The organism is Amycolatopsis sp. NPDC051128, assembly GCF_040682715.1.
Taxonomy (GTDB): Bacteria; Actinomycetota; Actinomycetes; order Mycobacteriales; family Pseudonocardiaceae; genus Amycolatopsis.
Genome location: NZ_JBFBBN010000015.1, coordinates 133,220 through 154,382 on the forward strand (window position 1 = coordinate 133,220; position 21,163 = coordinate 154,382).

Genomic DNA, 21,163 nt, shown 5'->3' on the forward strand with positions numbered 1-21,163 from the left:
GTCGGTCGGCGAGGATCTCAGGGGGAAGGAGGTGCCGGATGACGTACCTGCGTGCGATCGGCCGGGCGTTGGCGCTGGCGGCGTTCGCGTTGCTCAGCTGGTTCGACGTCCTGATCCAGCTGGCCACGTTCGCGCTGCTCTGCGTCGGGCTGGTCTTCTTCTTCGGCCCCGCGGTCTTGTGGGCCCGTGGCCGATCGGCCACCATGCGCGCGCTGGCCGCGCGGTGGTGCGGCATCGAGATCCCGGCGCCGTACCGGCCCGCGCCGCCGGAGCCGGTGCGCGAGCGCGACGGCTGGTATCGCGACGGCAAGCAGCTCTACAAGCGGGCGTTCTGGATCCGCTGGCAGCACCGGCTCACCTGGGCGATGGAGGACCCGGCGACGGGCCGCGAGTTCACCTGGCAGCTGGTGAACCCGCTCGTCACGGTGCTGCTGCCGGTGGCCGTCCTGCTCGGCGGGCCCCTGGTGCTGCGCGGCTACGGCCGGTGGACGCGCTGGTGGCTCGGGCCGCGTCCACCTGCCGAGCCACGCAAGAACTGGCTGCACCGGCATCTCGAATCGATCGGGCACCAGGCCGGGCTGTTCGCGGTTTCGGTGGTGCAGCTGGTCTTCGCGATCTTCCAGCTGGTCGTCATGGTTTTCTTCAGGCCGATGGCCACCCCGGTCGTGCTGGCGAACCGGACGATCACGGACACGCTGCGCCGCGAGGCCGGGAACTGGACGGGCGTGACGATCGCGCGGCCGTACCTGCCGCCGCCCAGGTTGCCGGTCCCGCGCGCCGACGGGCTCTACCAGTCAGGCAACCAGCTGTACGAGGAGCCGTTCTGGCCGGTCCAGCACGCTCGCACGCGGTGGGTCTACCGGGACCGCGCCACCTGGCGCGACCTCGCCGGCGGCCTGCTCGTCCCGCTGGTTTCGTTCGTCCTGATCCTGCCGACGGTGGCGTTGGCCAGCCGGGGGCTGATCGGCCTCGCGGCGCTCTGGATCTGGCGGCCGTTCGTGTCGCCGCGCATCGACTGGCCCCCGTTCCCCGAGGTGTCGACGCACCTGGGCGCGCTCGCGCAGACCCCGGTCATGCTGGCGATGGTGGTCGCCGGCTTGGCCGCGGCACCGTGGCTCGCCCGCCAGCAAGCCCGCTTCGCCCGCGTGTGGTTCGGGCCGACCGAGTCGACCCGGCTCGCCCAGCGCGTCGAACGGCTCAAGCAGACTCGCTCCGACGTCACGGTCACGCAGGCCGCGGAGCTGCGGCGGATCGAACGCGACCTGCACGACGGGATCCAGTCGCGGCTGGTCGCGATGGGGATGAAGCTCGGCGCGGTCGAGGCGCTGGTGGACACCGACCCGGCGGCGGCGAAACGGCTCGCGGCGGAGCTGCGCGCGTCGTCGTCGGAAGCGCTCACCGAGCTGCGGGTGCTGATCCGCGGCATCCATCCGCCGGTGCTGTCCGAGCGCGGGTTGCTGGACGCCGTGCGCGCGATGGCGCTGGACAGCCCGTTGAAGACGGAGGTCACCGGCTCGCTGCCCGGACGCGTCGAGGAGCCGGTGGAAGCGTGCGCGTACTTCGCGGTGTCCGAACTGCTCGGCAACGCGGCGAAGCATGGTGCGAAACGGGTGTCGATCGAGGTGGGGTTCGCCGACGAGCTACTGACGATGGTGGTGACCGACGACGGCCCGGGCGGCGCGAACCCGGCTCGTGGTTCCGGGCTCCGGGGAATCGAGCGCAGGCTGGGCGGCTTCGACGGTAGGTTGACGCTGACCAGCCCGATCGGCGGCCCGACGAAGGCGACCCTGGAGATCCCGTGTCAGCTCGACCCCGAACCGTCGTCGCCGAAGACCAATACCTCCTCCGGGACGGCCTGACGCACTTGCTGGCGGCCCACGGCTTCGACGTCGTCGCGGCGGTCGGGAGTGGCCCGGAGCTGGCGGCGGCGCTGCGCACTCACCGCCCGGACGTGTCCATTGTGGACGTCCGGATGCCGCCGACGAACACCGACGAAGGCCTGCAGGTCGCGCTGGCGGCGCGCCGGGAGATTCCCGGGCTGCCGATCCTGGTGCTGTCCCAGCACGTCGAGCAGCTGTACGCGCGCGAACTGCTCGCCGACGGCACCGGCGCGATCGGCTACCTCTTGAAGGACCGGGTGTTCAACGCGGACCAGTTCGTCGACGCGGTCCGCCGCGTCGCGGCGGGCGGCACGGTGATGGACCCCGAGGTGATCGCGAAACTGGTCGCGGGCAACGCCTCCGACCCGCTCGCGGCACTGACGCCCCGCGAGCGCGAGGTGCTGGGCCTGATGGCGGAAGGGTGTTCCAACGCGGCGATCGCGTCGCGCCTGCACTTCAGCGAAGGCGCGGTCGGCAAGCACTCGGCGAACATCTTCGCGAAGCTGGACATCACCGCCTCGGACGACACCAACCGCCGGGTGCTCGCCGTACTCGCGTACCTCGGTGCGGGGACTTAGCCGCGCGAGACCCGGGTCATCTCCTCGCGCTCCACCACCTTGACGCGCTCCCGGCCCGCGGCCAGCCCCAAAGCCTTCTCGTGCGCGTCCAACCGGCCCCAGCCTTCCCACGTCGTGAACGGGATGCCGCGTGCCGTGAGGAAGTCCAGGATCGCGTCCGGCGACGAATACTTGGGTGCCGTCAGGGTTTCGGCGTCCGCCAGGAGGCTCGCGATCGTCTCCGCCGCGTCGCCCTTCGTGTGGCCGATCAGGCCGATCGGGCCGCGCTTGATCCAGCCCGTGACGTAGACGCCCGGCAGCGGGTTCTCGTCCAGGTCCAGCACCCGGCCCGCCTGGTTCGGCACCACGCCCGCCCCGTGGTCGAACGGCAGCTCCGGCAGGTGCGACGACAGGTAGCCGACCGCGCGGTACACCGCCTGGACGTCCCAGTCGTGGAACTCGCCGGTCCCGCGTACGGTCCCGTCACCGGTCAGCTCGGTGCGCTCGGTCCGCAGGCCGGTCACCCGGCCGTCCGTGCCGAGGACTTCCGAAGGCGAGTGGAAGAAGTGCAGGTGCAGCCGGCGCGGCCGCGAGCCCGGCTCGCGGATCGCCCACTCCTGCAACGTCTTCACGACCATGTCGATCTGCTTCGACGCCCGCAGCGCCGCGATGCTGCCGTCGTCGAACTCGATGTCCTCCGGGTGCACGATGACCTCGACATTCGGCGAGTGGTCCAGCTCCCGCAGCTCCAGCGGCGTGAACTTCGCCTGCGCCGGGCCGCGGCGGCCGAACACGTGCACGTCGGTCACCGGGCTGGCCTTCAACCCGCGGTAGACGTTGTCGGGGATGTCCGTGGTCAGCAGCTCGTCCGCCGTCTTCGCCAGGATCCGTGCGACGTCCAAAGCCACGTTCCCCACACCGAGGACCGCCACCGAAGACGCGGTCAGCGGCCACTCCCGCGGCACGTCCGGGTGGCCGTCGTACCAGGACACGAAGTCCGCGGCGCCGTGGCTGCCGTCCAGCTCGATGCCCGGGATGTCGAGCTCGCGGTCGGCGGACGCGCCGGTCGAGAAGATCACCGCGTCGTAGAACTCGCGCAGCTCGTCGAGCTTGATGTCGGTGCCGTAGTCGATGTTGCCCAGCAGCCGGATGTTCGGCTTGTCCAGCACCTTGTGGAGCGCGGTCACGATGCCCTTGATGCGCGGGTGGTCGGGCGCGACGCCGTACCGGATCAGCCCGAACGGGGCGGGCATGCGTTCGAAGAGGTCGATCGTTGCAGATCCAACGCTGTCGGAGGACTTGTCCAGGATGTCGGCGGCGTAGATCCCGGCGGGACCGGCGCCCACCACGGCTACGCGAAGAGATCGGCTCACTTGCTCCACGGTAAGTTAGGTTCACCTAACCTAAAATGTGATTTGGCGTACGGTCCACCAGGTGGGAGCCGGTAAGCTCGTCGCCATGCGCGTTCTCGTCGTCGACAACTACGACAGTTTCGTCTACAACCTGGTCCAGTACCTGGCCCAGCTCGGCGCCGACTGCACGGTCTGGCGCAACGACGTCGTGGACCTCGACCGCGTGCCCGAGTTCGACGCCGTGCTCGTCTCGCCGGGGCCCGGAACGCCCGAACGCGCTGGTCAGAGCATGGACGTGATCCGCAAGTGCGCCGAGACGTCGACCCCGATGCTCGGCGTCTGCCTCGGCCACCAGGCGCTCGGCGTCGTCTACGGCGCGACGGTCGACCGCGCCCCCGAGCTGCTGCACGGCAAGACGAGCCAGGTGCGCCACGCCGGCGTCGGCGTCCTCAAGGACCTGCCGTCCGAGTTCACGGCCACGCGGTACCACTCCTTGACCGTGATGCCCGACACCATTCCGGACGACGTCTTCGAGATCACCGGGCGCACCGAGTCCGGCATCGTGATGGGCATGCGCCACCGCGAGCTGCCCCTGGAAGGCGTCCAGTTCCACCCGGAGTCGGTGCTCACCGAGGGCGGTCACCGGATGCTCGCGAACTGGCTGGCCGCGGCCGGCCACCCGGTCGACCCGGCCAGGGTGAACGAGCTCGAGCGCGCGACCAAGGCACTGCAGAAGGCCGCTGTTGCGTGATCCGGCTGCTGGGGGTCGGTAAGCGGTACGGGCGCGGGGACTTCGTCCTGCGCGACGTCGACCTGAGCGTCGAGCCCGGACACGTCGTCGGCATTCTCGGCAGCAACGGCTCCGGCAAGTCCACCTTGCTGCGGATCATGGCCGGCGTCTCGCACCCCACCACCGGCACCATCAGCGGCACCCCGCGGATCGGCTACCTGCCGGACCGTTTCCCGGCCGGCCAGCGCATGGGCGCCCGGGCCTACCTAAGGCACATGGCGCGCATCCACGGGCTCGCCGACCTCTCGGTGATCGACCCGCTGCTGGAGCGGCTCGCGCTGGTCGGCGGCCCGACGGCGCCGTTGCGCACCCTGTCCAAGGGCAACGCGCAGAAGGTGGGGCTCGCGCAGGCCGTGATGGTCCGGCCCGACCTGCTGATCCTCGACGAGCCGTGGTCCGGCCTCGACGTCGGGACGCACGCGATCCTCGGTGAGCTCGTCGCCGAGACGCGGGCGCGCGGCGCGAGCGTCGTGTTCACCGACCACCGGCCGCAGGTGGTGCACGACCACGCCGATGTCGTCCACCTCATGGACCAGGGCCGGCTCACGGCGGAGAGCGCCGAGCCGACCACGCGAATCGTGTTGCGGGGTCGCGACACCGGCTGGGCCGGCGAGCCCGGCGTGCGGCACGCGGTCGTCGAAGGATCCCACGTCGTGCTCACCGTCGAAGTCGGCTGCGTCGACGCCGTGTTGCTGCGGGCGCTCAAGGACGGCTGGTCGGTTCGGGAGGTGGCGCCATGCTCGCCGTGACGCGGTACTACCTGACCCTGCTCGGCCATTCGCAGCGCTACCTGCCGGCGTTGCTGGCCTACCTCGCGCTGTGCGTGATCCTCTACTCCGACCCGAATTCACCGCCGCTGCCGCTGTTCGGCGTGAGCGCCGGCGGGCTGCTGGTCGTTTCGTGCTGGCTGACGATCGCGCTGCTCGACATCGAAGACCCGGTGCAGCGGCTGGTCACCCTCAGCCACGCGCGGCAGTGGCGGCGGATGATCAGCGGGGCGATCCTCACCGTGCTGGCCTGTTCGCTGGTCCTCACCGTGATCACCGAGGCGTGGTCGGCGCTCAAGTCGTTCAAGTTCCAGCCCTCGGCGCTGGGCATCGGAGTGCTCGCCCACCTCGCGTGCGCGCTGCTCGGCATCGCGGTCGCGCTCCCGTGCTCACGGCTGCTGGTGCACCGGGTCGGCTGGACGGTGCTCGCCGCCGTGATCACGCTGATCGTCGTGCTGCTGGCGAAGATCCCGCTGGTCCACCCGCTGCTGCACGCCCTGACCGACGGCGAACCGGTCGGCGGGCCGCTGGCGCTGGCGCTCGTGACGTCGGTGGTGATGCTGGCCGCGAGCTACCTCGTCGTCTCGGTGCTCGTGCACCGGCGCTCCTGACTGCAAATTGCAGAATTCAATATCCCCGTCAGGCTTCCGGCGAGGCCACGCGGCCGACTAAGGTTCGGGGCCTCTCCGATTCTGGGTGAAAGGAGACCGGGTGACGGCTGGGATCGTCGCGATCACCGTGCCAGACTCCGACGGCGAACTGCCGGAGCTCGCCGCCTGGCTGCGCGGTGAAGACGAACTCCGTGGCCGCGTCCAGCTGTTCGACGCCGTCGTGGTCGGCGTGACGAGCAACTCCGCCGGCGTCTTCACCGACTCGCTCTTCGCGTGGCTGCGGCGTTGCCGCGAAGCCCGCGTCTCCCTCAAGGTCAAACGCTCCGGCGCCGTCGAGGAGCTCGAGCTCGACTTCGGCGCCGCGAGCGACGCCGAGCAGGTTCTCGGCGCCGTCCAAGGATTCCTCGACAAAGCCTGAACAACGAAGAAGGCCCGCACGGTTCGCCGGGCGGGCCTTCTTGGTGTGAACCGGGATCAGGTGGTGGGGGTCGGCGTCCCCGAGGTGAACAAGCCGTCCGACACCAACACCGTCACGTTCTGGTCCTTGTTGATCTGCGTACCCCCCTTGGGGTTCTGGTTGGTGATCGTGCCCTCGGGCTCCCGGCTGAACTTGTCCGACTGCTCCTTCAGCTGCCCGGTCCAGCCCATGCTCTGCAGCTTGCCCCGCGCCTCGTCGACCGTCATCCCGACCAGGCTCGGCATGTCGATCTTGTTGTCGCTCGGACCCGTGGACACGGTCAGGGTGATCGTGCTGCCCGCCGCCACCGAGCCGCCGTTCGGCGTCTGCTGGATGACCTGGTCCTTCGGTTGGTCGGACTGTTGCTCCACCCGCTTCACACTGAAGCCCAGACCGGTGAGGGCGGAGTTGGCCTCGCTGAAGGACTTGCCGATGTAGTTCGGAACCTGCTTCAGCTGCTTGCCCTTACCGATGGAGATGGACACGCTCGCGCCCTGCTGGACCTCGCTGTCGGCCGGTGGGGTCTGGTTGACGACCTTCCCCACTTTGTTCTGGTCGTCGGTGTCGACTTCCTGCACCGACTGGCTCATGGTGAGGCCGGCCTCTTTCAGTTTCGCTTGGGCGTCGTCCCTGCTGAGCCCCTTCAGGTCGGGCACCTTCACCTTGCCCGGTGCCTGACCGATCGTGAGGGTGATCTGAGCCGAGGTCGCGACGGGGGTACCCACATCCGGCGTCACTGAGATGACCTGGTTGACCTGGTCGCTGGTGCACGGCGTGTTGCCGCCGGCATCCGCAATCCCGCAGATCACGGTCTTGTTCGGCGCGAAATTGGTGAAGCCCTTTTCACGGAGGGTGCTCTTGGCCGCCAGCTCGGACTGCCCCTTGACGTCCGGGATCGCGACGGTGGTCGGGTCGTCGCCGCTGCCCTTGAACGAGCCCGACAGCCACATGATCAGCAGCACCGCGCCCAGCACGAACACCGCGGCCAGCGCGGCGAGGATCGTGCGGCGACGCCGGGTGGCCTTCGGGTCCTCCCCGTCCGGTTCGGCGTACTCCTCGTAGCGCTGCGGCTGCCGCCGGTCGGCGTTCATCACCTGCGTGCGCTCGTCCTCGGACATCACCATCGGCGCCACCGGGCGCTGGCCCGAGAGCGTGCGCACCAGGTCCGAGCGCATCTCCGCCGCCGACTGGTAGCGGTTCGCCGGGCCCTTGGCCAGTGCCTTCAGCACGACCGCGTCGAGCTCGGGCGCCACCGCCGGGTTCACCGACGACGGCGGCTTCGGGTCCTCCCGGACGTGCTGGTAGGCCACCGCGACCGGGGAGTCCCCGGTGAACGGCGGCTCGCTGGTGATCAGCTCGTACAGCACGCACCCGGCGGCGTAGACGTCGGAACGGGCGTCGACCGACTCGCCGCGCGCCTGCTCCGGCGACAGGTACTGCGCCGTGCCGATCACTGCGGCCGTCTGGGTCATCGCGGACTGGCCGTCGTGCATCGCGCGCGCGATGCCGAAGTCCATCACCTTGACCGCGCCGTTCTTCGTGATCATCACGTTGGCCGGCTTGACGTCGCGGTGCACGATGCCGTGGCGGTGCGAGAAGTCCAGCGCCGCGCAGACGTCGGCCATGACCTCCATCGCCCGCTTCTGCGACATCGGGCCTTCGGTCTTGACGATGTCGCGCAGCGTCCGGCCTTCGACGTACTCCATGACGATGTACGGCAGCGGCCCGAACTCGGTGTTCGCCTCACCCGTGTCGTAGACCGCGACGATCGCCGGGTGGTTCAGCGCGGCGGCGTTCTGCGCCTCACGGCGGAAGCGCTCCTGGAACTGCGGGTCCCTGGCGAGGTCGGCACGGAGGATCTTGATCGCGACTTCCCGGCCGAGGCGCACGTCGTGGCCGTGATGGACCTCGGACATGCCTCCATAGCCGAGCGTTTCGCCCAGCTCGTACCGGTTGGAGAGCAGTCTGGGTGTGCTCATCTCTGGATGCCGTTCCATTCCGTCCAAGGTGTGGTCAAGATGCCTTGCTGGCCATCGTCGGTCGTACCGCGACTGTTCGCCGGGAAGGCGCCCAAAGCCGACGGCTCTTCCGCGGGCGGCTGTCTGCCCGGGATCACCTGGCTCGTCGTCTGGCCGGTGCGCGGTGGCGCTCCGGAGTTGGCGATCATCTTCGCCACCAGCACGATGCCCGCCACCAGGACAACGAGCAGGATCGCCGCGAGAAGCGCCCACCAGCCCCACTGGGACTTCTTCTTCGGGACCGGCATCATGGCCGGGCGCGCCACGGGCCGCGACGGCGGGCCGAGGACGACCATCGGGTTCACCGCCGGGGACGGCGGGCCCACCGGCATCGGCTGCTGCTGCGGCGGCATCTGCTGCTGCATGGGTTGCTGCGGCACCGGTTGCTGCTGCTGCGGTTGTTGTCCGGTCGAGTACGCGGCGTTGACCAGCCCGGACGGCGTCGGCAGCGGCAGCCCGGCGCGGACCGCGGCGACGGCGGCCGCGAACTCGCCGCCGTTGTTGTAGCGCTGCCGCGGATCCTTGACCAGCGTCGCCTCGATCACCGCGCGCGCCGCGGGCGGCACGTCCGGCGGCAGCGGCGGGGCGATGTCGCGGATGTGCATCATCGCGACCGTCACGGCGTTCTCGGACAGGAACGGCCGGTGCCCGGCCAGGCACTCGTAGCCGCACACCGCCAGCGAGTAGACGTCGGACGCCGGCTCCGCCGGGTGCCCGAGGGCCTGCTCCGGCGCGATGTAGTGCGCCGTGCCCATGACCATGCCGGACCGCGTGACCGGGGCCGCGTCGGCCGCCTTCGCCACCCCGAAGTCGGTGATCTTCACCTGGCCCGCCGACGTCACCAGGATGTTGCCCGGTTTGACGTCGCGGTGGACCAGCCCCTGCTCGTGCGCGGCCTGCAGCGCGTTGCCCGCCTGCTCGAGCATGTCGAGCGTGAACTCCGCCGACAGCCGCCCGTGCTTGGCCAGCAACCCGGCCAGCGGGTCGCCGTCGACGAGCTCCATCACCAGGTACGCGATCGGCAGGTCACCGTCGAGGAGGGTCTCGCCGTAGTCGTGCACCGCGGCGATGCCGGGGTGGTTCAGGGACGCCGTCATCCGCGCTTCGGTGCGGAAACGGTGGAGGAACTCGGCGTCGCCGGAGAGTTCGGCCTTGAGGATCTTGACGGCCACGGTCCGGTCCAGCCGGGTGTCGCTGGCCTGCCAGACCTCGCCCATCCCGCCGACGGCGATCCGGCTCGTCAGCTTGTACCTCTCGGCCAGCAGCTGGCCCGAGGACAGCATGCGCTATCCACCCCCGAGCTTGGCGTTGATCGCGGCGCGGCCGATCTCCGCGGCGACCGTGCCGCCGGTGGCCGCGAGGCCGCGGTTGCCGCCGTCCTCGACGATCACGGCGACCGCGATCTGCGGGTCGTTGGCCGGGGCGAAGGCGGTGTACCAGGCGTGCGGTGCGGTGTTCTTGGAGTCCGTGCCGTGCTCGGCGGTGCCGGTCTTCGACGCGATCTGGATGTCCGCGCGCTTGCCACCGCCCTTGGTGAAGCCCTCGGAAGCGATCATCATGTCCTTGAGGATCGCGGCGTTCGACGACGACAGCGCCGCGGTGCCGGTGAGTTCGGTGGGGCTGTAGTCCTCGATGGTCGACAGGTCCGGTGCCAGCACCGACTGCACCAGCTGCGGCTTCATCGCCATCCCGCCGTTGGCCACGGTGGCCGAGAGCAAGCAGTCCTGCAGCGGGGTCAGCCGGACGTCGCGCTGGCCGATCCCGCTTTGGTAGAGCGCGCCCTGCGAGTCGAGCGGGCCGACGGTCGACGCCGCGACCTTCATCGGCACGGTCAGGTCGGTCTGCCCGATGCCGAAGTTGGCCGCTGTCTTCTTCATCTTGTCCGCGCCGAGCTGGCCGGCGAACTGGGCGAACGGCACGTTGCAGGAGTGCGCGAGCGCGTCCTTGAACGTGGTGCCGGGGCAGGGGCTGCCGGCGTAGTTCTCCAGCGTGACGCTGGTGCCGGGGAGCTTCGTGTTCGGCGCCGGGTCGATCGGGGTGTCCGGGCCCTTGCCGTCCTCGAGCACGGCAGCGGCGGTGACGAGCTTCATCGTCGAACCGGGCGGGTAGGTCTCGGAGATCGCCCGGTTCAGCATGGGCTTCTTCGCGTCCTTGTTGTTCGCGTTCCAGGCGTCGGCCTGCGCCTTCGACGTGTGCGAAGCCAGCTTGTTCGGATCGTACGAAGGCGTCGAGACCATCGCCAGGATCCGGCCGGTCTTGGGCTCCATCGCGACGACGGCGCCGGTGTAGCCCTTCTGCGTCATCAGGTCGTACGTGGCCTTCTGCACGGCCGGGTCGATGGTGAGCCGGACGTTGCCGCCGCTCGGATCGCGGCCGGTGACCATGTCCGACAGCCGCCGCACGAACAGCCGCGGGTCGGAGCCGTTGAGGACGTCGTCCTCGGCGCGCTCCAGGCCGCCGGCGCCGTAGTTGATCGAGTAGTAGCCGGTGACCGGCGCGTACATCGGGCCGTCGGCGTAGGTCCGGATGTACTTGTACTTGTCGTTCGACGGGTTGACGTTGGCCAGCACCTCGCCGTTGGGCGACACGATCTTGCCGCGCTGGCGGGCGAACTCGTCGTAGAGCACGCGGGCGTTGCGCGTGTCGTTGCGGTAGTCGTCGGCCTTCACCACCTGGATGTAGGTGGCGTTCGCCAGCAGCAGGACGATCATCACGAGCATCGTCATGCCGACCTTGCGGAGCGGGGTGTTCATGCCTGGGCGCCTCCGTCCGACGGCGGGCGCTGTACGAGCACGGTGTGCGCGTCGGCGATCGGCGCCTGCTGCTGGGGTTGCGGCTTCGGGCGGGCCGCGGGACGCCGGGCCGCGTCGGAGATCCGGAGCAGCATCGCGACCAGGATGTAGTTCGCCAGCAGCGACGAACCACCCTTGGAAAGGAAGGGGGCGGTGATACCGGTCTCCGGGATGAGTTTCGTGACCCCGCCGACGACGACGAAGATCTGCATGACGAGGCTGAAGGCCAGTCCGCCGCCGAGCAGCTTGCCGAACGTGTCGCGCACGGCGAGCGCGCTGCGCATGCCGCGCATGGCGACCAGCAGGTACAGCATCAGCACCGCGGCCAGCCCGATGAAGCCGAGCTCTTCGCCGATCGCCGCGGTGATGAAGTCGGTGTTGGCTTCGGGCACCATGTCCGGCCGGCCGGCGCCGAGGCCGGTGCCGCCGACCCCGCCGGTGCCGAGCCCGAACAGGCTCTGCACCATCTGGTAGCCGGTGCCGTCGGCGTCGGCGAACGGGTCGATCCAGTTCGCGACGCGCTGCTGGACGTGCTTGAACAGGTTGAACGCGATCACGCAGCCGCCGACGAAGAAGCTGAGCCCGAGTACCACCCAGATGACCCGCTCGGTCGCGACGTACAACATCATCAGGATGACGCTGAAGAACAGCAGCGACGACCCGAGGTCCTTCTCGAAGACCAGGATGCCGATGCAGGCGATGGCGGCGATGATGATCGGGCCGAGGTCGCGGGCGCGCGGCAGCTCGACGCCGATGAACTTCTTGCCGGCGACCATGAACAGGTCGCGCTTCGACACCAGGAACGACGCGAAGAAGGTCATCAGCAGGATCTTCGCGAACTCGCCCGGCTGGATCGAGAAGAACGGCAGCTTCAGCCACACCTTGGCGCCGTTGACCTCGGACAGGCTCGACGGCAGCAGCGCGGGCAGCGCCAGCGCCAGGATCCCGACCAGGCCCGCGGTGTAGCCGTAGCGCGTCAGCGTGCGGTGGTCGTTGACCACGATCAGCACGACGACGAAGAAGAGCAGCGAAACGACGGTGAACAACACCTGCGTGGTGACGGCGGGGGAGTAGTCCCGGCCGTTCTGCAGCGCCTTTTCGGCCTGGGCCAGGTCGATCCGGTGGATCATCACCAGGCCGATGCCGTTCAGCAGCGCGACGCAGGGCAGCAGCACCGGGTCCGCGTATGGCGCCCACTTGCGCACCGCCAGGTGCGCCGCGGCGAAGATCGCGAGGTAGGCGAGGCCGAGCCAGATGATCGACCAGGTCAGTTCCTGCTCCTGGTTCGCCTCCACCAGCACCAGGGCGATGGTGACGATGAACGTCGCGAACCCCAGCAGCACCAGCTCGGTGTTGCGGCGGGTCGGAACCTCGCGCGGCGGGTTCGTCTGGAACTGCGCTGCGAGCGGCTCGGCGGCGCGCGCTACGGGCTGGCTCATCAGTTACCGCCTCCCGTCGTCGGTGCCGTCGAACTCGGCGTCGAGCAGTCCCTCCCCGCTGGCTGGTTCGCCGACGACGGAGCAGTGGAGCCGGCCGGGGCCGACGAGGTCGTCGGCGTGACCGGAGGGGTCGGCGTCGGGGACGGCTGACCCCCCGCCGGCGCGCAGTTGTTCAGGCGCTTGTGCAGCTGCAGGAAGTTGTCGATGTACAGCCGGGCGTCGTCGAGGCTGTCCTTCTTGACGCCGTTCTGCACCGCCAGCCGCGCGTCCTCCTGGAGCTGGTTGACGCGCAGCTTGTCCGTGCACACCTGGTCGGGCGGGCAGGAGCCCTGCTCGTAGGTGTGCAGGTCGATGCCGAGAATGCTGCCGGGGACGCCGCGGTAGATCACGACCTCTTCGTCCGCTCCCTCGCCGACATAGTACTGACTCAGCACGAAGTAGCGGGTGGCGATGGCCGCCGCGGCGAGGACCACGAGCACCACGAGCGCGCCGGCCAGCCAGCGGAACCGCTTCCGGCGCCGGGCCTTCGGATCTTCCTGCGGTTGCGGCAGTTCCTGGCGCGGCTGCGGCGGCGGCTGGGTCAGCGCCCTGGCCCGCGCCGCGGGGGAGTCGCCTTGGTGCAGTTCGTCGCTGCCGTCCCCGGCGGCGCCGCCCACGATGGGCGCGTCCTCGCCGAAGTCGACGTCGACCACGTCGGCGATGATCACCGTGACGTTGTCGGTGCCGCCGCCCTTGAGCGCCAGCTCGATCATCCGGTCCGCGCACTGCTGCGGGTCCGGGATCTGCACGGCCTCGGCCAGCGTCTCGTCGCTGACCATGCCGGACAGGCCGTCCGAGCAGATCAGATAGCGGTCGCCGGCGCGGGCCTCGCGCACGGTCAGGCTCGGCTCGACCTCGTGCCCGGTGAGCGCCTTCAGCAGCAGCGACCGCTGCGGGTGCACCGCCGCCTCTTCGGGCGTGATCCGGCCCTGCTCCAGCAGTTCGTTGACGAAGCTGTCGTCCCGCGTGATCTGCGCGAACTGGCCGCCCCGCAGCAGGTACGCGCGTGAGTCGCCGACGTGCACCAGCCCCAGCCGGGTGCCGGCGAACAGGACGGCCGTGAGCGTCGTGCCCATGCCGTCCAGGTCAGGGTCCTGCGAGACCAGCTCGGCGATCGCGGCGTTGCCGTTCGCCACCGCTTCGCGCAGCTGGGCGAGGAGGTCGTCGCGCGGTTCGTCGTCGTCGAGCGGGGCGAGCGAGGCGATGACGACCTTGCTCGCCACTTCACCCGCCGCGTGCCCACCCATGCCGTCGGCGAGCGCGAGCAGGCGAGGGCCGGCGTACACGGAGTCCTGGTTGCTCGAACGCACCAGGCCCCGGTCGCTGCGGGCTGCGTAGCGGAGGACGAGAGTCATGGGCGAAGCTCGATCACCGTCTTGCCGATCCGGATGGGGACTCCGAGCGGGACCCGGAGGGGTGCAGTGACCTTAGCCCGGTCCAGATAGGTGCCGTTCGTCGAGCCCAGATCTTCCACGTACCAGTCCTCACCGCGCTGCGCGATCCGGGCGTGCCGGGTCGACGCGTAGTCGTCGTCGAGCACCAGTGTCGAGTCGTCGGCGCGGCCGATCAGGATCGGCCTGCCGTCCAGTGCGATCCGGGTCCCGGCGAGCGCGCCGTGAGTCACCAGCAGCTGCTGCGGCGACTTGCTGTTGCGCGGCTTCTTTTCCTTCTTGCGACCGAAGGTCGGCACCTGGACTCGCATGCCCGACGCCGCGTAGAGGTCCGAACGGACCACTCTGAGCGCGGCGAACACGAAGAGCCAGAGCAGCACGAGGAAGCCCACCCTGGTGAGTTGTACGACCAGCTCTGGCACTTGGTGTGTCCGCTCCCGACTCTTCCGCGCAGCCGCGACGCGGGTACGCCGCGGTCCCCCCGCACGTCAATTCTGCGGGAACAGTATTTCGCGTCCCGAGTCAGCCCTGTGTACGGAACACGAGGGACGAATGACCCACCCGGATGACGTCGCCGTCGGCGAGCTGCCAGGTCTGGACCGGAGTGCCGTTCACGGTCGTGCCGTTGGTCGAACCGATGTCGGCGAGCGTCGCGCTCTGGCCGTCCCAGGTGATCTCCAGGTGCCGGCGGGAGACCCCGGTGTCCGGCAGCCGGAAGTCCGCGTCCTGGCCGCGGCCCACGACGTTGCCACCCTGCTTCAGGGAGTACGTCCGGTTCGAGCCGTCGTCCAGCTGCAGGCTCGCCGCGAGCTGGCGGCCCGGCGCCGGCGGGGCGTAGCCGCCCTGCTGGCCGTACGGGTCCGCGGCCGGGGCGCCGTACGCCTGCTGCTGGCCGTACTGGTCGTAGCCGCCCTGCTGCTGGCCGCCGTACTGGTCGTAGCCGCCCTGCTGGGGCTGGGCGTAGCCACCCTGGTCATACCCGGGCTGCTGCGGCTGGGCGTAGCCGCCCTGGTCGTAGCCACCGGCCTGGGGCTGGGCGTAGCCACCCTGGTCATACCCGGGCTGCTGCGGCTGGGCGTAGCCGCCCTGGTCGTACCCACCGGCCTGGGGCTGGGCGTAACCCCCCTGCTCGTAGCCACCGCCCTGGGGCTGGCCGTACTGGTCGTAACCACCACCCGGCTGCTGGGCGCCGTACTGGTCGTATCCGCCCTGCTGCTGGCCATAACCCTGGTCGTACCCGGGCTGCTGGCCACCCTGCTGTCCGTAGCCGTACTGGCCCTGCTGGCCGTACGGGTCACCCTGGTCGTATTGGCCGTAGCCGGGGGGCTGGCTCATTGCTGGGTCTCCTGCGTTGCTGGGTCGTGCCGACCGCGGTGAACCGGCGCCTGAGGGGCGGGCGTCGGGATCGACGGACGAACGGGTCTTGAACTGTCCAGTATGCAGCGCCTCGTTGCGCTCGAGTGATACGACGACGTCACCATAGGTGTCCAGGCCTTCCGCGGCGAGGTGTTCCGCGACCGCCTTGGCGAGCACCTGAGTGACCCGTTGCTCGTCACCGGCCATGCGCTCGTGATCAGCCGCCCCCAAGGACACGATGTAGTGGTTCGGGGCGAGCTGTCGACCGCCTGCCAGCTCACGAACGTTCTCCTCACTCTCCCGCTCAAGGGCGATCGCCACTTCCTGCGTGACGACGTTGCCACCGAACATGCGCGCGAAAGTATTCCCCACCAGCTTCTCGAGTCGCCTGTCGAAACGTTCGGCGCGGCCCACCGGGGAAAACCTCCTCACACGCGTGCTTGCGCATCGATCCTATCCGGGTGAGCGAGCCTCGACACGGCCCCCGGTGAAACCGGCCCAAACGACCTGATAGTCTTCTCATCGCTGTCAGTGAGAAGCACTCGGGCGAGTGGCGGAATGGCAGACGCGCACGGTTCAGGTCCGTGTGTCCGAAAGGACGTGAGGGTTCAACTCCCTCCTCGCCCACGCTGTTCAGGGCCCCGATCGCTAGCGCGATCGGGGCCCTTCCCGTTGGCCCTGTCTCTCCCGGGGGGCCGAGCCCCCCGGACCCCCCACGGTGCCTTCGCTCGCCTTCCAGCGTGGTTTTTTTGGGAGGCTGTGGTGGGGAATGTCACCCGTTTGGCTCTGCGTGGTGTTCGCTTATGGCGGACTTTCGGGTGTATCAGGCTGGGTTCAGGGTGATCGACAGGCGCATCTGCAGTGCTGTCGCGATGCGTTCGAGCACTGGCAGGGTTGGGGGTTCTTGAGCTACTCCGCCACCGGACGTCACCCGTCGGCGCGCGCGGGTGACGCCCGGATGGTGGTCAGGCGAGGTGCGAAGCGATCCAGTCCGCGATGACGTCCACGCGGGAGGTCGTCTCGAGCTGGTTGTGCGGGCAGTCCGGCCCGGTCGACTCGACGGAGACGAGCTGCCCGCCGGAGCCGCCCGCGACGAAGTAGGGCGCCCCCGAGTCGTACGTGCAGGCGCTGGTCGTCGACGTCGGTGCGACGCCCCGCACGCCGAGCGTCGAGGCGGCGACCTGGCCGACCTTCACGGTGCCCTGCTGCAGCTTCTTCGACGGCGTCGGGTTCGTCGCCGTGAGGCTGCCCCAGCCGGCGAGGGTCAGCAGCTGGCCCACCGACGGCGTGACCCGGTTGATCGTCAGCGGCGTGATGCCGGTGACGTCGGCGTCGAGGGTCGCGATCGCGATGTCGTTGGCGCTCGCCTGGTACACGGTGACGACGTTGCGCGTGACGCCCAGCGTGCTCTGGTTGACGGTGCCGAGCAGCACGGAGGTCGGGTACGGGACCGGCCCGGAGACCCGGTTGCGGTTGGCGTCGTGGAAGCAGTGGCCGGCGGTGATGATCCACTTCGCCGCGATCAACGCGCCGGAGCAGGCGCTGTTGTACTTCGTGCCGTCCGGCTTCGGGATGTTGGTCATGGTGAGCTTCGCGGCGAACTTGAACTGGCCCGCCGGGACATCGGAGCCGTTGGCCACGGCCGAGGCCGGCGCCGCGGTGGCGAGCCCCGCGGTCAGGGTCAAAAGGGCAGCGGAAAGCACAGCGCGAACGCGCATCGGTGGATCCCCCTTGTCACGCACCGGCGATCCAGCGCCGGTGATCGCCATCGAGCGTAGCGACGGCGGCCGGGGGCGGAAATGCTCTGCTCGGGGTAAGAAAACGGCCCCGGCGAAGCTCGCCGGGGCCGTTTTGCCGGGAATCAGCCGAGATGCGAAGCGATCCAGTGTCGGGGAAGTCAGTTCACGCCGACCAGGTCGACGACGAAGACGAGGGTTTCGCCGGGCTTGATGACGCCGCCGGCGCCGCGGTCGCCATAGGCGAGGTGCGGCGGGATGACGAGCTTGCGGCGGCCGCCGATCTTCATCCCCGCGACGCCCTGGTCCCAGCCGGAGATGACCTGGCCGGCGCCGAGGCCGAAGCGCAGCGGCTCGCCGCGGTTCCAGGACGCGTCGAACTCTTCACCGGTCGAGTGCGAGACGCCGACGTAGTGCACGGTGACCGACTTGCCGGCAGTGGCCTCCGCGCCGTCACCGACGGTGATGTCGGTGATCTCGAGTTCGGCCGGCGGGGGTCCGTCCGGGCGGTCGATGAGGGGCTTTTCCAAGGTCATGGGCCTCACCGTACCGATGCGTTACGGGCTGCGCCGATCGGCCTACGCCCAAGGATGGAAAAACGCGAAAAGTCTTCACACTTCGCCTACTGGTGGGTAGCGTGCGCTTCGTCACTCTATGGATGGAGGGGAGCCCGGTATGCAACGAGGCATCCGCACCCTGACCTTTACGGCACTGGCGGCCCTCGTGGCCGGGCTCACCCAGGTCGCCGTCACCGCACCGGCCGCCGAGGCGGCGGTGTCACCCGACGACTACTGCGGCGGGCAGTGCAACGACATCCTCCCGCCCGGCGAGAACGGCAGCGCCACCCTCGCGGAGATCCTGGCGCACAAGCTGCTCGGCACCCGGCCCGCGCACGCCGCGGACCAGCTGGGGAAGTACGCCTCGCTGCCGAACGGCTACAAGACGCTGACCACCGGCGCGATCAGCCAGTACTTCAACGACTCTTCGTTCGGCGTCCCCGCCGACCAGGTGGCGAGCACGACGAAGCCGCGGGCCGACGTGACGATCGTGCGGGACAAGGCACTCGGCGTCCCGCACATCACCGGGACCACCCGCGCCGGCACCGAGTTCGGCGCCGGGTACGCCGCCGCGCAGGACCGCCTGTGGCTGATGGACGTCCTCCGGCACGCCGCCCGCGGGCAGCTCACGCCGTTCGCCGGTGGGGCCGAATCGAACCGCGAACTCGAGCAGCAGTTCTTCTCGAACGCGCCGTACACCGAGGCCGAGCTGCAGCAGCAGATCGACCGCGCCGCCGCCAGTGGTCCCCGCGGCGCGCAGGGGCTGGCCGACGCGCAGGCCTACGTCGAGGGCATCAACAAGTACATCAGTGAGTCCTACAGCGGCCGGTACTTCCCCGGCGAGTACGTCCTGACCGGGCACATCGACTCGATCACCAACGCGGGTTCGATCGCCCCGTTCAAGCTGACCGACCTCGTCGCGCTCGCTTCGCTGGTCGGCGCCGAGTTCGGCGCGGGCGGCGGCGGCGAGGTGCAGAACGCCATCGCGAAGCTCGCGATGCAGGAGAAGTACGGCGTCGTGCAGGGCGAGAAGGTGTGGCAGAGCCTGCGCGCGGAGGACGACCCCGAAGCCGTCAAGACGCTGCACGACGGCCAGACCTTCCCGTACGGCAAGACGCCGGCCAACGCCGTCGGGCAGGCCATGCCGGACAAGAACTCGGTGGCCCCGCAGCCGGTGGTGTTCGACAAGACCGGCTCGGCGTCCACCGCGACGCCGTCCACCGTGGACGTCGCCGCGCCCGCCGAGCAGGAGCCGGCCCGCGGGATGTTCGAAAACGGCGTGCTGCCGGGGAACATGCTGAGCGAGAAGCACGGCATGTCCAACGCGCTGCTCGTCTCCGGCGCCAAGACCGCCAGCGGCCACCCGGTCGCGGTGTTCGGCCCGCAGACCGGCTACTTCGCCCCGCAGCTGCTGATGTTGCAGGAGCTGCAGGGTCCGGGCATCAGCGCCCGTGGTGCGGCGTTCGCGGGCCTGAGCCTGTACGTGCTCCTCGGCCGCGGCCAGGACTACTCGTGGAGCGCGACGACGTCCGCGCAGGACATCATCGACACCTACGCGCTGCAGCTCTGCGACCCGAGCGGCAAGGCGCCGACGAAGGACTCGAACTACTACACCTACCAGGGCCAGTGCCTGCCGATGGACACCGTCGAGGTCAAGAACGCCTGGAAGCCGACCGTGGCCGACGGCACCGCGGCGGGTTCGTACACACTGCGGAGTTACCGGACCAAGTACGGGCCGGTGGTCAGCAGGGCGACCGTCGGCGGCAAGCCGGTGGCGTACACGGCGTTGCGCTCGTCCTACTTCCACGAGGTCGACTCGCTGATCGGTTTCCAGGAGCTGAACGACCCGACCTTCGTCCGCTCGGCGCAGGACTTCCAGAAGGCCGCGCAGGACATCAACTACACGTTCAACTGGTTCTACGCCGATTCCAAGGACATCGCCTACTACAACTCGGGCGCCAACCCGGTCCGGCAGTCCAATGTGGACCCGAACATGCCGGTGTGGGGCGACCAGGGCCACGACTGGGCCGGCTGGAACCCGGCGGGCAACCTGGCGAACTACACGCCGCCGTCGCAGCACCCGCAGTCGATCAACCAGGACTACTACGTCAGCTGGAACAACGCGCAGGCAGCAGGCTACGCCGCGGCCGGGCCGGACAAGTCCGCCGTGCACCGCGTCGACCTGCTCGACTCGCGCGTGAAGAAGCTGATCTCCAGCGGCACCAAGGTCACCCGGGTCAACCTGACCCAGGCGATGGCGGAGGCGGCCCTCGCCGACCTGCGTGCCGAGCGCGTGCTGCCGCTGCTGCTGCAGGTGCTCGACAAGGCGCCGGTCACCGGTGCGGCGGCGGACGCCGTGGCGAAGCTCAAGACGTGGCTCTCCCACGGGCAGCTGCGCACGGAGACTTCGGCGGGCAGCAAGACCTACGCCGACGCCGACGCGATCCGGGTCTTCGACGCCTGGTGGCCGCTGCTCGTCCAGGCCGAGTTCAAGCCGGGCATGGGCGACAACGCCTACACCGCGATGACGGACGTGCTGGGCATCAACGAAAGCCCGTCCGGGTGGCAGAACGGCAACGGCAAGCACACCGGCCAGCCGCACAAGGGCTCGTCGTTCCAGTACGGCTGGTGGGGCTACGTCAGCAAGGACATCCGGCAGGTGCTCGGCCAGCCGGTGGCCGGCCCGCTCGGGCAGACGTTCTGCGGCAACGGCGACGTCATCGCGTGCCGCCAGGCGCTCGTCGACTCGCTGACCACCGCGGCCGGCCAGGCCGCGAGCACCGTCTACCCCGGTGACACGAGCTGCTCGGCGGGCGACCAGTGGTGCGCCGACACGATCGTCCACAACCCGCTCGGCGGCATCACGCAGGACAAGATCAGCTGGCAGAACCGCCCGACGTTCCAGCAGGTCGTCGAGTACGCCGCGCACCGCGGCGACAACATCGCGAACCTGTCGGCGGCGAAGACGGTCAGCGCCACGAGCGCCGAGACCGGCTTCTACAACTCGCCGGCGTCGAACGCGATCGACGGGAACCCCTCGACCCGGTGGGCCAGCGACTGGAGCGACGACCAGGCGATCACCGTCGACCTCGGCTCGGCCCAGCAGGTCTCGCGGGTGATGCTCAGCTGGGAGGCGGCGTACGGCAAGGGCTACAAGATCCAGACCTCGCCGGACGGCGTCCGCTGGACGGACGCGGCCGTGGTGACCGACGGCGACGGCGGCCAGGACAACGTCCCGTTCGCCACGACGACGGCCAGGTTCGTGAAGCTGCAGGGCGTCCAGCGCGGCACGAAGCACGGCTATTCGCTCTACGAGTTCGAGGTCTACGCCCACTGAAGACCAGGCCGGCCCCGCCCGCGGACGCGCGGGCGGGCCGGCCGTCTTCGTCACAGTGACCGGGGCATGACCTGTGGTTACCGT

Annotated in this window: 17 protein-coding genes and 1 tRNA gene; 8 read left to right on the forward strand and 10 right to left on the reverse strand. The window is 69.6% G+C overall.

Annotation, left to right across the window (positions count from 1 at the left end; genetic code table 11):
• Positions 1-38: 38 nt before the first annotated feature.
• Entirely contained in the window at positions 39-1,859 is a 1,821-nt protein-coding gene (locus AB0M82_RS18285; RefSeq protein WP_364722895.1) for a histidine kinase, read from the forward strand.
• Entirely contained in the window at positions 1,799-2,458 is a 660-nt protein-coding gene (locus AB0M82_RS18290) for a response regulator transcription factor (RefSeq protein ID WP_364722897.1), read from the forward strand. The genes AB0M82_RS18285 and AB0M82_RS18290 overlap by 61 nt, the downstream gene beginning before the upstream one ends.
• Here AB0M82_RS18290 and AB0M82_RS18295 read toward each other — a convergent pair.
• Positions 2,455-3,783, reverse strand: coding sequence for a pyridine nucleotide-disulfide oxidoreductase (locus AB0M82_RS18295; protein WP_364722975.1), 1,329 nt, complete (start codon positions 3,781-3,783; stop codon positions 2,455-2,457). The two genes, AB0M82_RS18290 and AB0M82_RS18295, sit on opposite strands and share 4 nt — an antisense overlap.
• 112 nt (positions 3,784-3,895) lie before the next feature.
• Here AB0M82_RS18295 and AB0M82_RS18300 point away from each other — a divergent pair, with 112 nt between their 5' ends.
• The 4 genes from AB0M82_RS18300 to AB0M82_RS18315 all read left to right on the forward strand — a co-directional run bounded on the left by AB0M82_RS18300 (position 3,896) and on the right by AB0M82_RS18315 (position 6,375).
• Positions 3,896-4,540, forward strand: coding sequence for an aminodeoxychorismate/anthranilate synthase component II (locus tag AB0M82_RS18300; protein ID WP_364722977.1), 645 nt, complete (start codon positions 3,896-3,898; stop codon positions 4,538-4,540).
• Positions 4,537-5,328 carry an ATP-binding cassette domain-containing protein gene (locus AB0M82_RS18305; RefSeq protein WP_364722899.1) on the forward strand — a complete coding sequence of 264 codons (792 nt, stop codon included), beginning with the start codon at positions 4,537-4,539 and terminating at the stop codon, positions 5,326-5,328. Before AB0M82_RS18300 ends, AB0M82_RS18305 begins: the two co-directional genes overlap by 4 nt.
• Positions 5,316-5,957: a hypothetical protein gene (locus tag AB0M82_RS18310; RefSeq protein ID WP_364722901.1), complete on the forward strand. Its 642-nt coding sequence runs from the start codon at positions 5,316-5,318 to the stop codon at positions 5,955-5,957. Before AB0M82_RS18305 ends, AB0M82_RS18310 begins: the two co-directional genes overlap by 13 nt.
• Positions 5,958-6,057: 100 nt before the next feature.
• Positions 6,058-6,375, forward strand: a complete 318-nt coding sequence (locus AB0M82_RS18315) for a hypothetical protein (RefSeq protein WP_364722903.1) — start codon at positions 6,058-6,060, stop codon at positions 6,373-6,375.
• A 56-nt stretch (positions 6,376-6,431) separates the two neighbouring features.
• Here AB0M82_RS18315 and pknB read toward each other — a convergent pair whose 3' ends face one another.
• The 7 genes from pknB to AB0M82_RS18350 all read right to left on the reverse strand — a co-directional run bounded on the left by pknB (position 6,432) and on the right by AB0M82_RS18350 (position 15,863).
• A complete protein-coding gene (gene pknB / locus AB0M82_RS18320; RefSeq protein WP_364722905.1) occupies positions 6,432-8,393 on the reverse strand; it encodes a Stk1 family PASTA domain-containing Ser/Thr kinase in 1,962 nt (653 codons plus the stop codon).
• The gene (locus AB0M82_RS18325) at positions 8,390-9,715 is read right to left on the reverse strand and encodes a serine/threonine-protein kinase (RefSeq protein ID WP_364722907.1); all 1,326 of its coding nucleotides are present in this window, start codon (positions 9,713-9,715) and stop codon (positions 8,390-8,392) included. The genes pknB and AB0M82_RS18325 overlap by 4 nt, the downstream gene beginning before the upstream one ends.
• Positions 9,716-9,718: 3 nt before the next feature.
• A complete protein-coding gene (locus tag AB0M82_RS18330; protein WP_364722909.1) occupies positions 9,719-11,185 on the reverse strand; it encodes a penicillin-binding protein 2 in 1,467 nt (488 codons plus the stop codon).
• Positions 11,182-12,663: an FtsW/RodA/SpoVE family cell cycle protein gene (locus tag AB0M82_RS18335; RefSeq protein WP_364722911.1), complete on the reverse strand. Its 1,482-nt coding sequence runs from the start codon at positions 12,661-12,663 to the stop codon at positions 11,182-11,184. Before AB0M82_RS18335 ends, AB0M82_RS18330 begins: the two co-directional genes overlap by 4 nt.
• Positions 12,663-14,057, reverse strand: a complete 1,395-nt coding sequence (locus tag AB0M82_RS18340) for a PP2C family serine/threonine-protein phosphatase (RefSeq protein ID WP_364722913.1) — start codon at positions 14,055-14,057, stop codon at positions 12,663-12,665. Before AB0M82_RS18340 ends, AB0M82_RS18335 begins: the two co-directional genes overlap by 1 nt.
• Positions 14,054-14,515 carry an FHA domain-containing protein gene (locus AB0M82_RS18345; RefSeq protein ID WP_003079002.1) on the reverse strand — a complete coding sequence of 154 codons (462 nt, stop codon included), beginning with the start codon at positions 14,513-14,515 and terminating at the stop codon, positions 14,054-14,056. Before AB0M82_RS18345 ends, AB0M82_RS18340 begins: the two co-directional genes overlap by 4 nt.
• A gap of 100 nt (positions 14,516-14,615) precedes the next feature.
• Complete coding sequence (locus AB0M82_RS18350; RefSeq protein WP_364722915.1) at positions 14,616-15,863, reverse strand: FhaA domain-containing protein; 1,248 nt, start codon at positions 15,861-15,863, stop codon at positions 14,616-14,618.
• Positions 15,864-15,993: 130 nt separating this feature from the next.
• Between AB0M82_RS18350 and AB0M82_RS18355 the strand changes: the two genes are divergently transcribed.
• Positions 15,994-16,076, forward strand: a tRNA-Leu gene (locus AB0M82_RS18355).
• A 338-nt stretch (positions 16,077-16,414) separates the two neighbouring features.
• Here the strand turns inward: AB0M82_RS18355 and AB0M82_RS18360 are convergent.
• Both AB0M82_RS18360 and AB0M82_RS18365 read right to left on the reverse strand, forming a co-directional pair.
• Entirely contained in the window at positions 16,415-17,167 is a 753-nt protein-coding gene (locus AB0M82_RS18360; RefSeq protein WP_364722917.1) for a trypsin-like serine protease, read from the reverse strand.
• A 179-nt stretch (positions 17,168-17,346) separates the two neighbouring features.
• Complete coding sequence (locus tag AB0M82_RS18365; protein ID WP_013222011.1) at positions 17,347-17,721, reverse strand: FKBP-type peptidyl-prolyl cis-trans isomerase; 375 nt, start codon at positions 17,719-17,721, stop codon at positions 17,347-17,349.
• A 139-nt stretch (positions 17,722-17,860) separates the two neighbouring features.
• On the opposite strand from AB0M82_RS18365, the gene AB0M82_RS18370 reads away from it, so the two are divergent.
• Positions 17,861-21,079, forward strand: coding sequence for a penicillin acylase family protein (locus tag AB0M82_RS18370; protein ID WP_364722919.1), 3,219 nt, complete (start codon positions 17,861-17,863; stop codon positions 21,077-21,079).
• Positions 21,080-21,163: the final 84 nt, after the last annotated feature.

What these genes read in the sequence shown, in the direction of transcription:
- AB0M82_RS18285 (WP_364722895.1), top strand. Translation starts at nt 39, where the DNA reads ATGACGTACCTGCGTGCGATCGGCCGGGCGTTGGCGCTGGCGGCGTTC.
- AB0M82_RS18300 (WP_364722977.1), top strand. Translation starts at nt 3,896, where the DNA reads ATGCGCGTTCTCGTCGTCGACAACTACGACAGTTTCGTCTACAACCTG.
- AB0M82_RS18310 (WP_364722901.1), top strand. Translation starts at nt 5,316, where the DNA reads ATGCTCGCCGTGACGCGGTACTACCTGACCCTGCTCGGCCATTCGCAG.
- pknB (WP_364722905.1), bottom strand. Translation starts at nt 8,393, where the DNA reads ATGAGCACACCCAGACTGCTCTCCAACCGGTACGAGCTGGGCGAAACG.
- AB0M82_RS18325 (WP_364722907.1), bottom strand. Translation starts at nt 9,715, where the DNA reads ATGCTGTCCTCGGGCCAGCTGCTGGCCGAGAGGTACAAGCTGACGAGC.
- AB0M82_RS18330 (WP_364722909.1), bottom strand. Translation starts at nt 11,185, where the DNA reads ATGAACACCCCGCTCCGCAAGGTCGGCATGACGATGCTCGTGATGATC.
- AB0M82_RS18335 (WP_364722911.1), bottom strand. Translation starts at nt 12,663, where the DNA reads ATGAGCCAGCCCGTAGCGCGCGCCGCCGAGCCGCTCGCAGCGCAGTTC.
- AB0M82_RS18340 (WP_364722913.1), bottom strand. Translation starts at nt 14,057, where the DNA reads ATGACTCTCGTCCTCCGCTACGCAGCCCGCAGCGACCGGGGCCTGGTG.
- AB0M82_RS18360 (WP_364722917.1), bottom strand. Translation starts at nt 17,167, where the DNA reads ATGCGCGTTCGCGCTGTGCTTTCCGCTGCCCTTTTGACCCTGACCGCG.
- AB0M82_RS18365 (WP_013222011.1), bottom strand. Translation starts at nt 17,721, where the DNA reads ATGACCTTGGAAAAGCCCCTCATCGACCGCCCGGACGGACCCCCGCCG.
- AB0M82_RS18370 (WP_364722919.1), top strand. Translation starts at nt 17,861, where the DNA reads ATGCAACGAGGCATCCGCACCCTGACCTTTACGGCACTGGCGGCCCTC.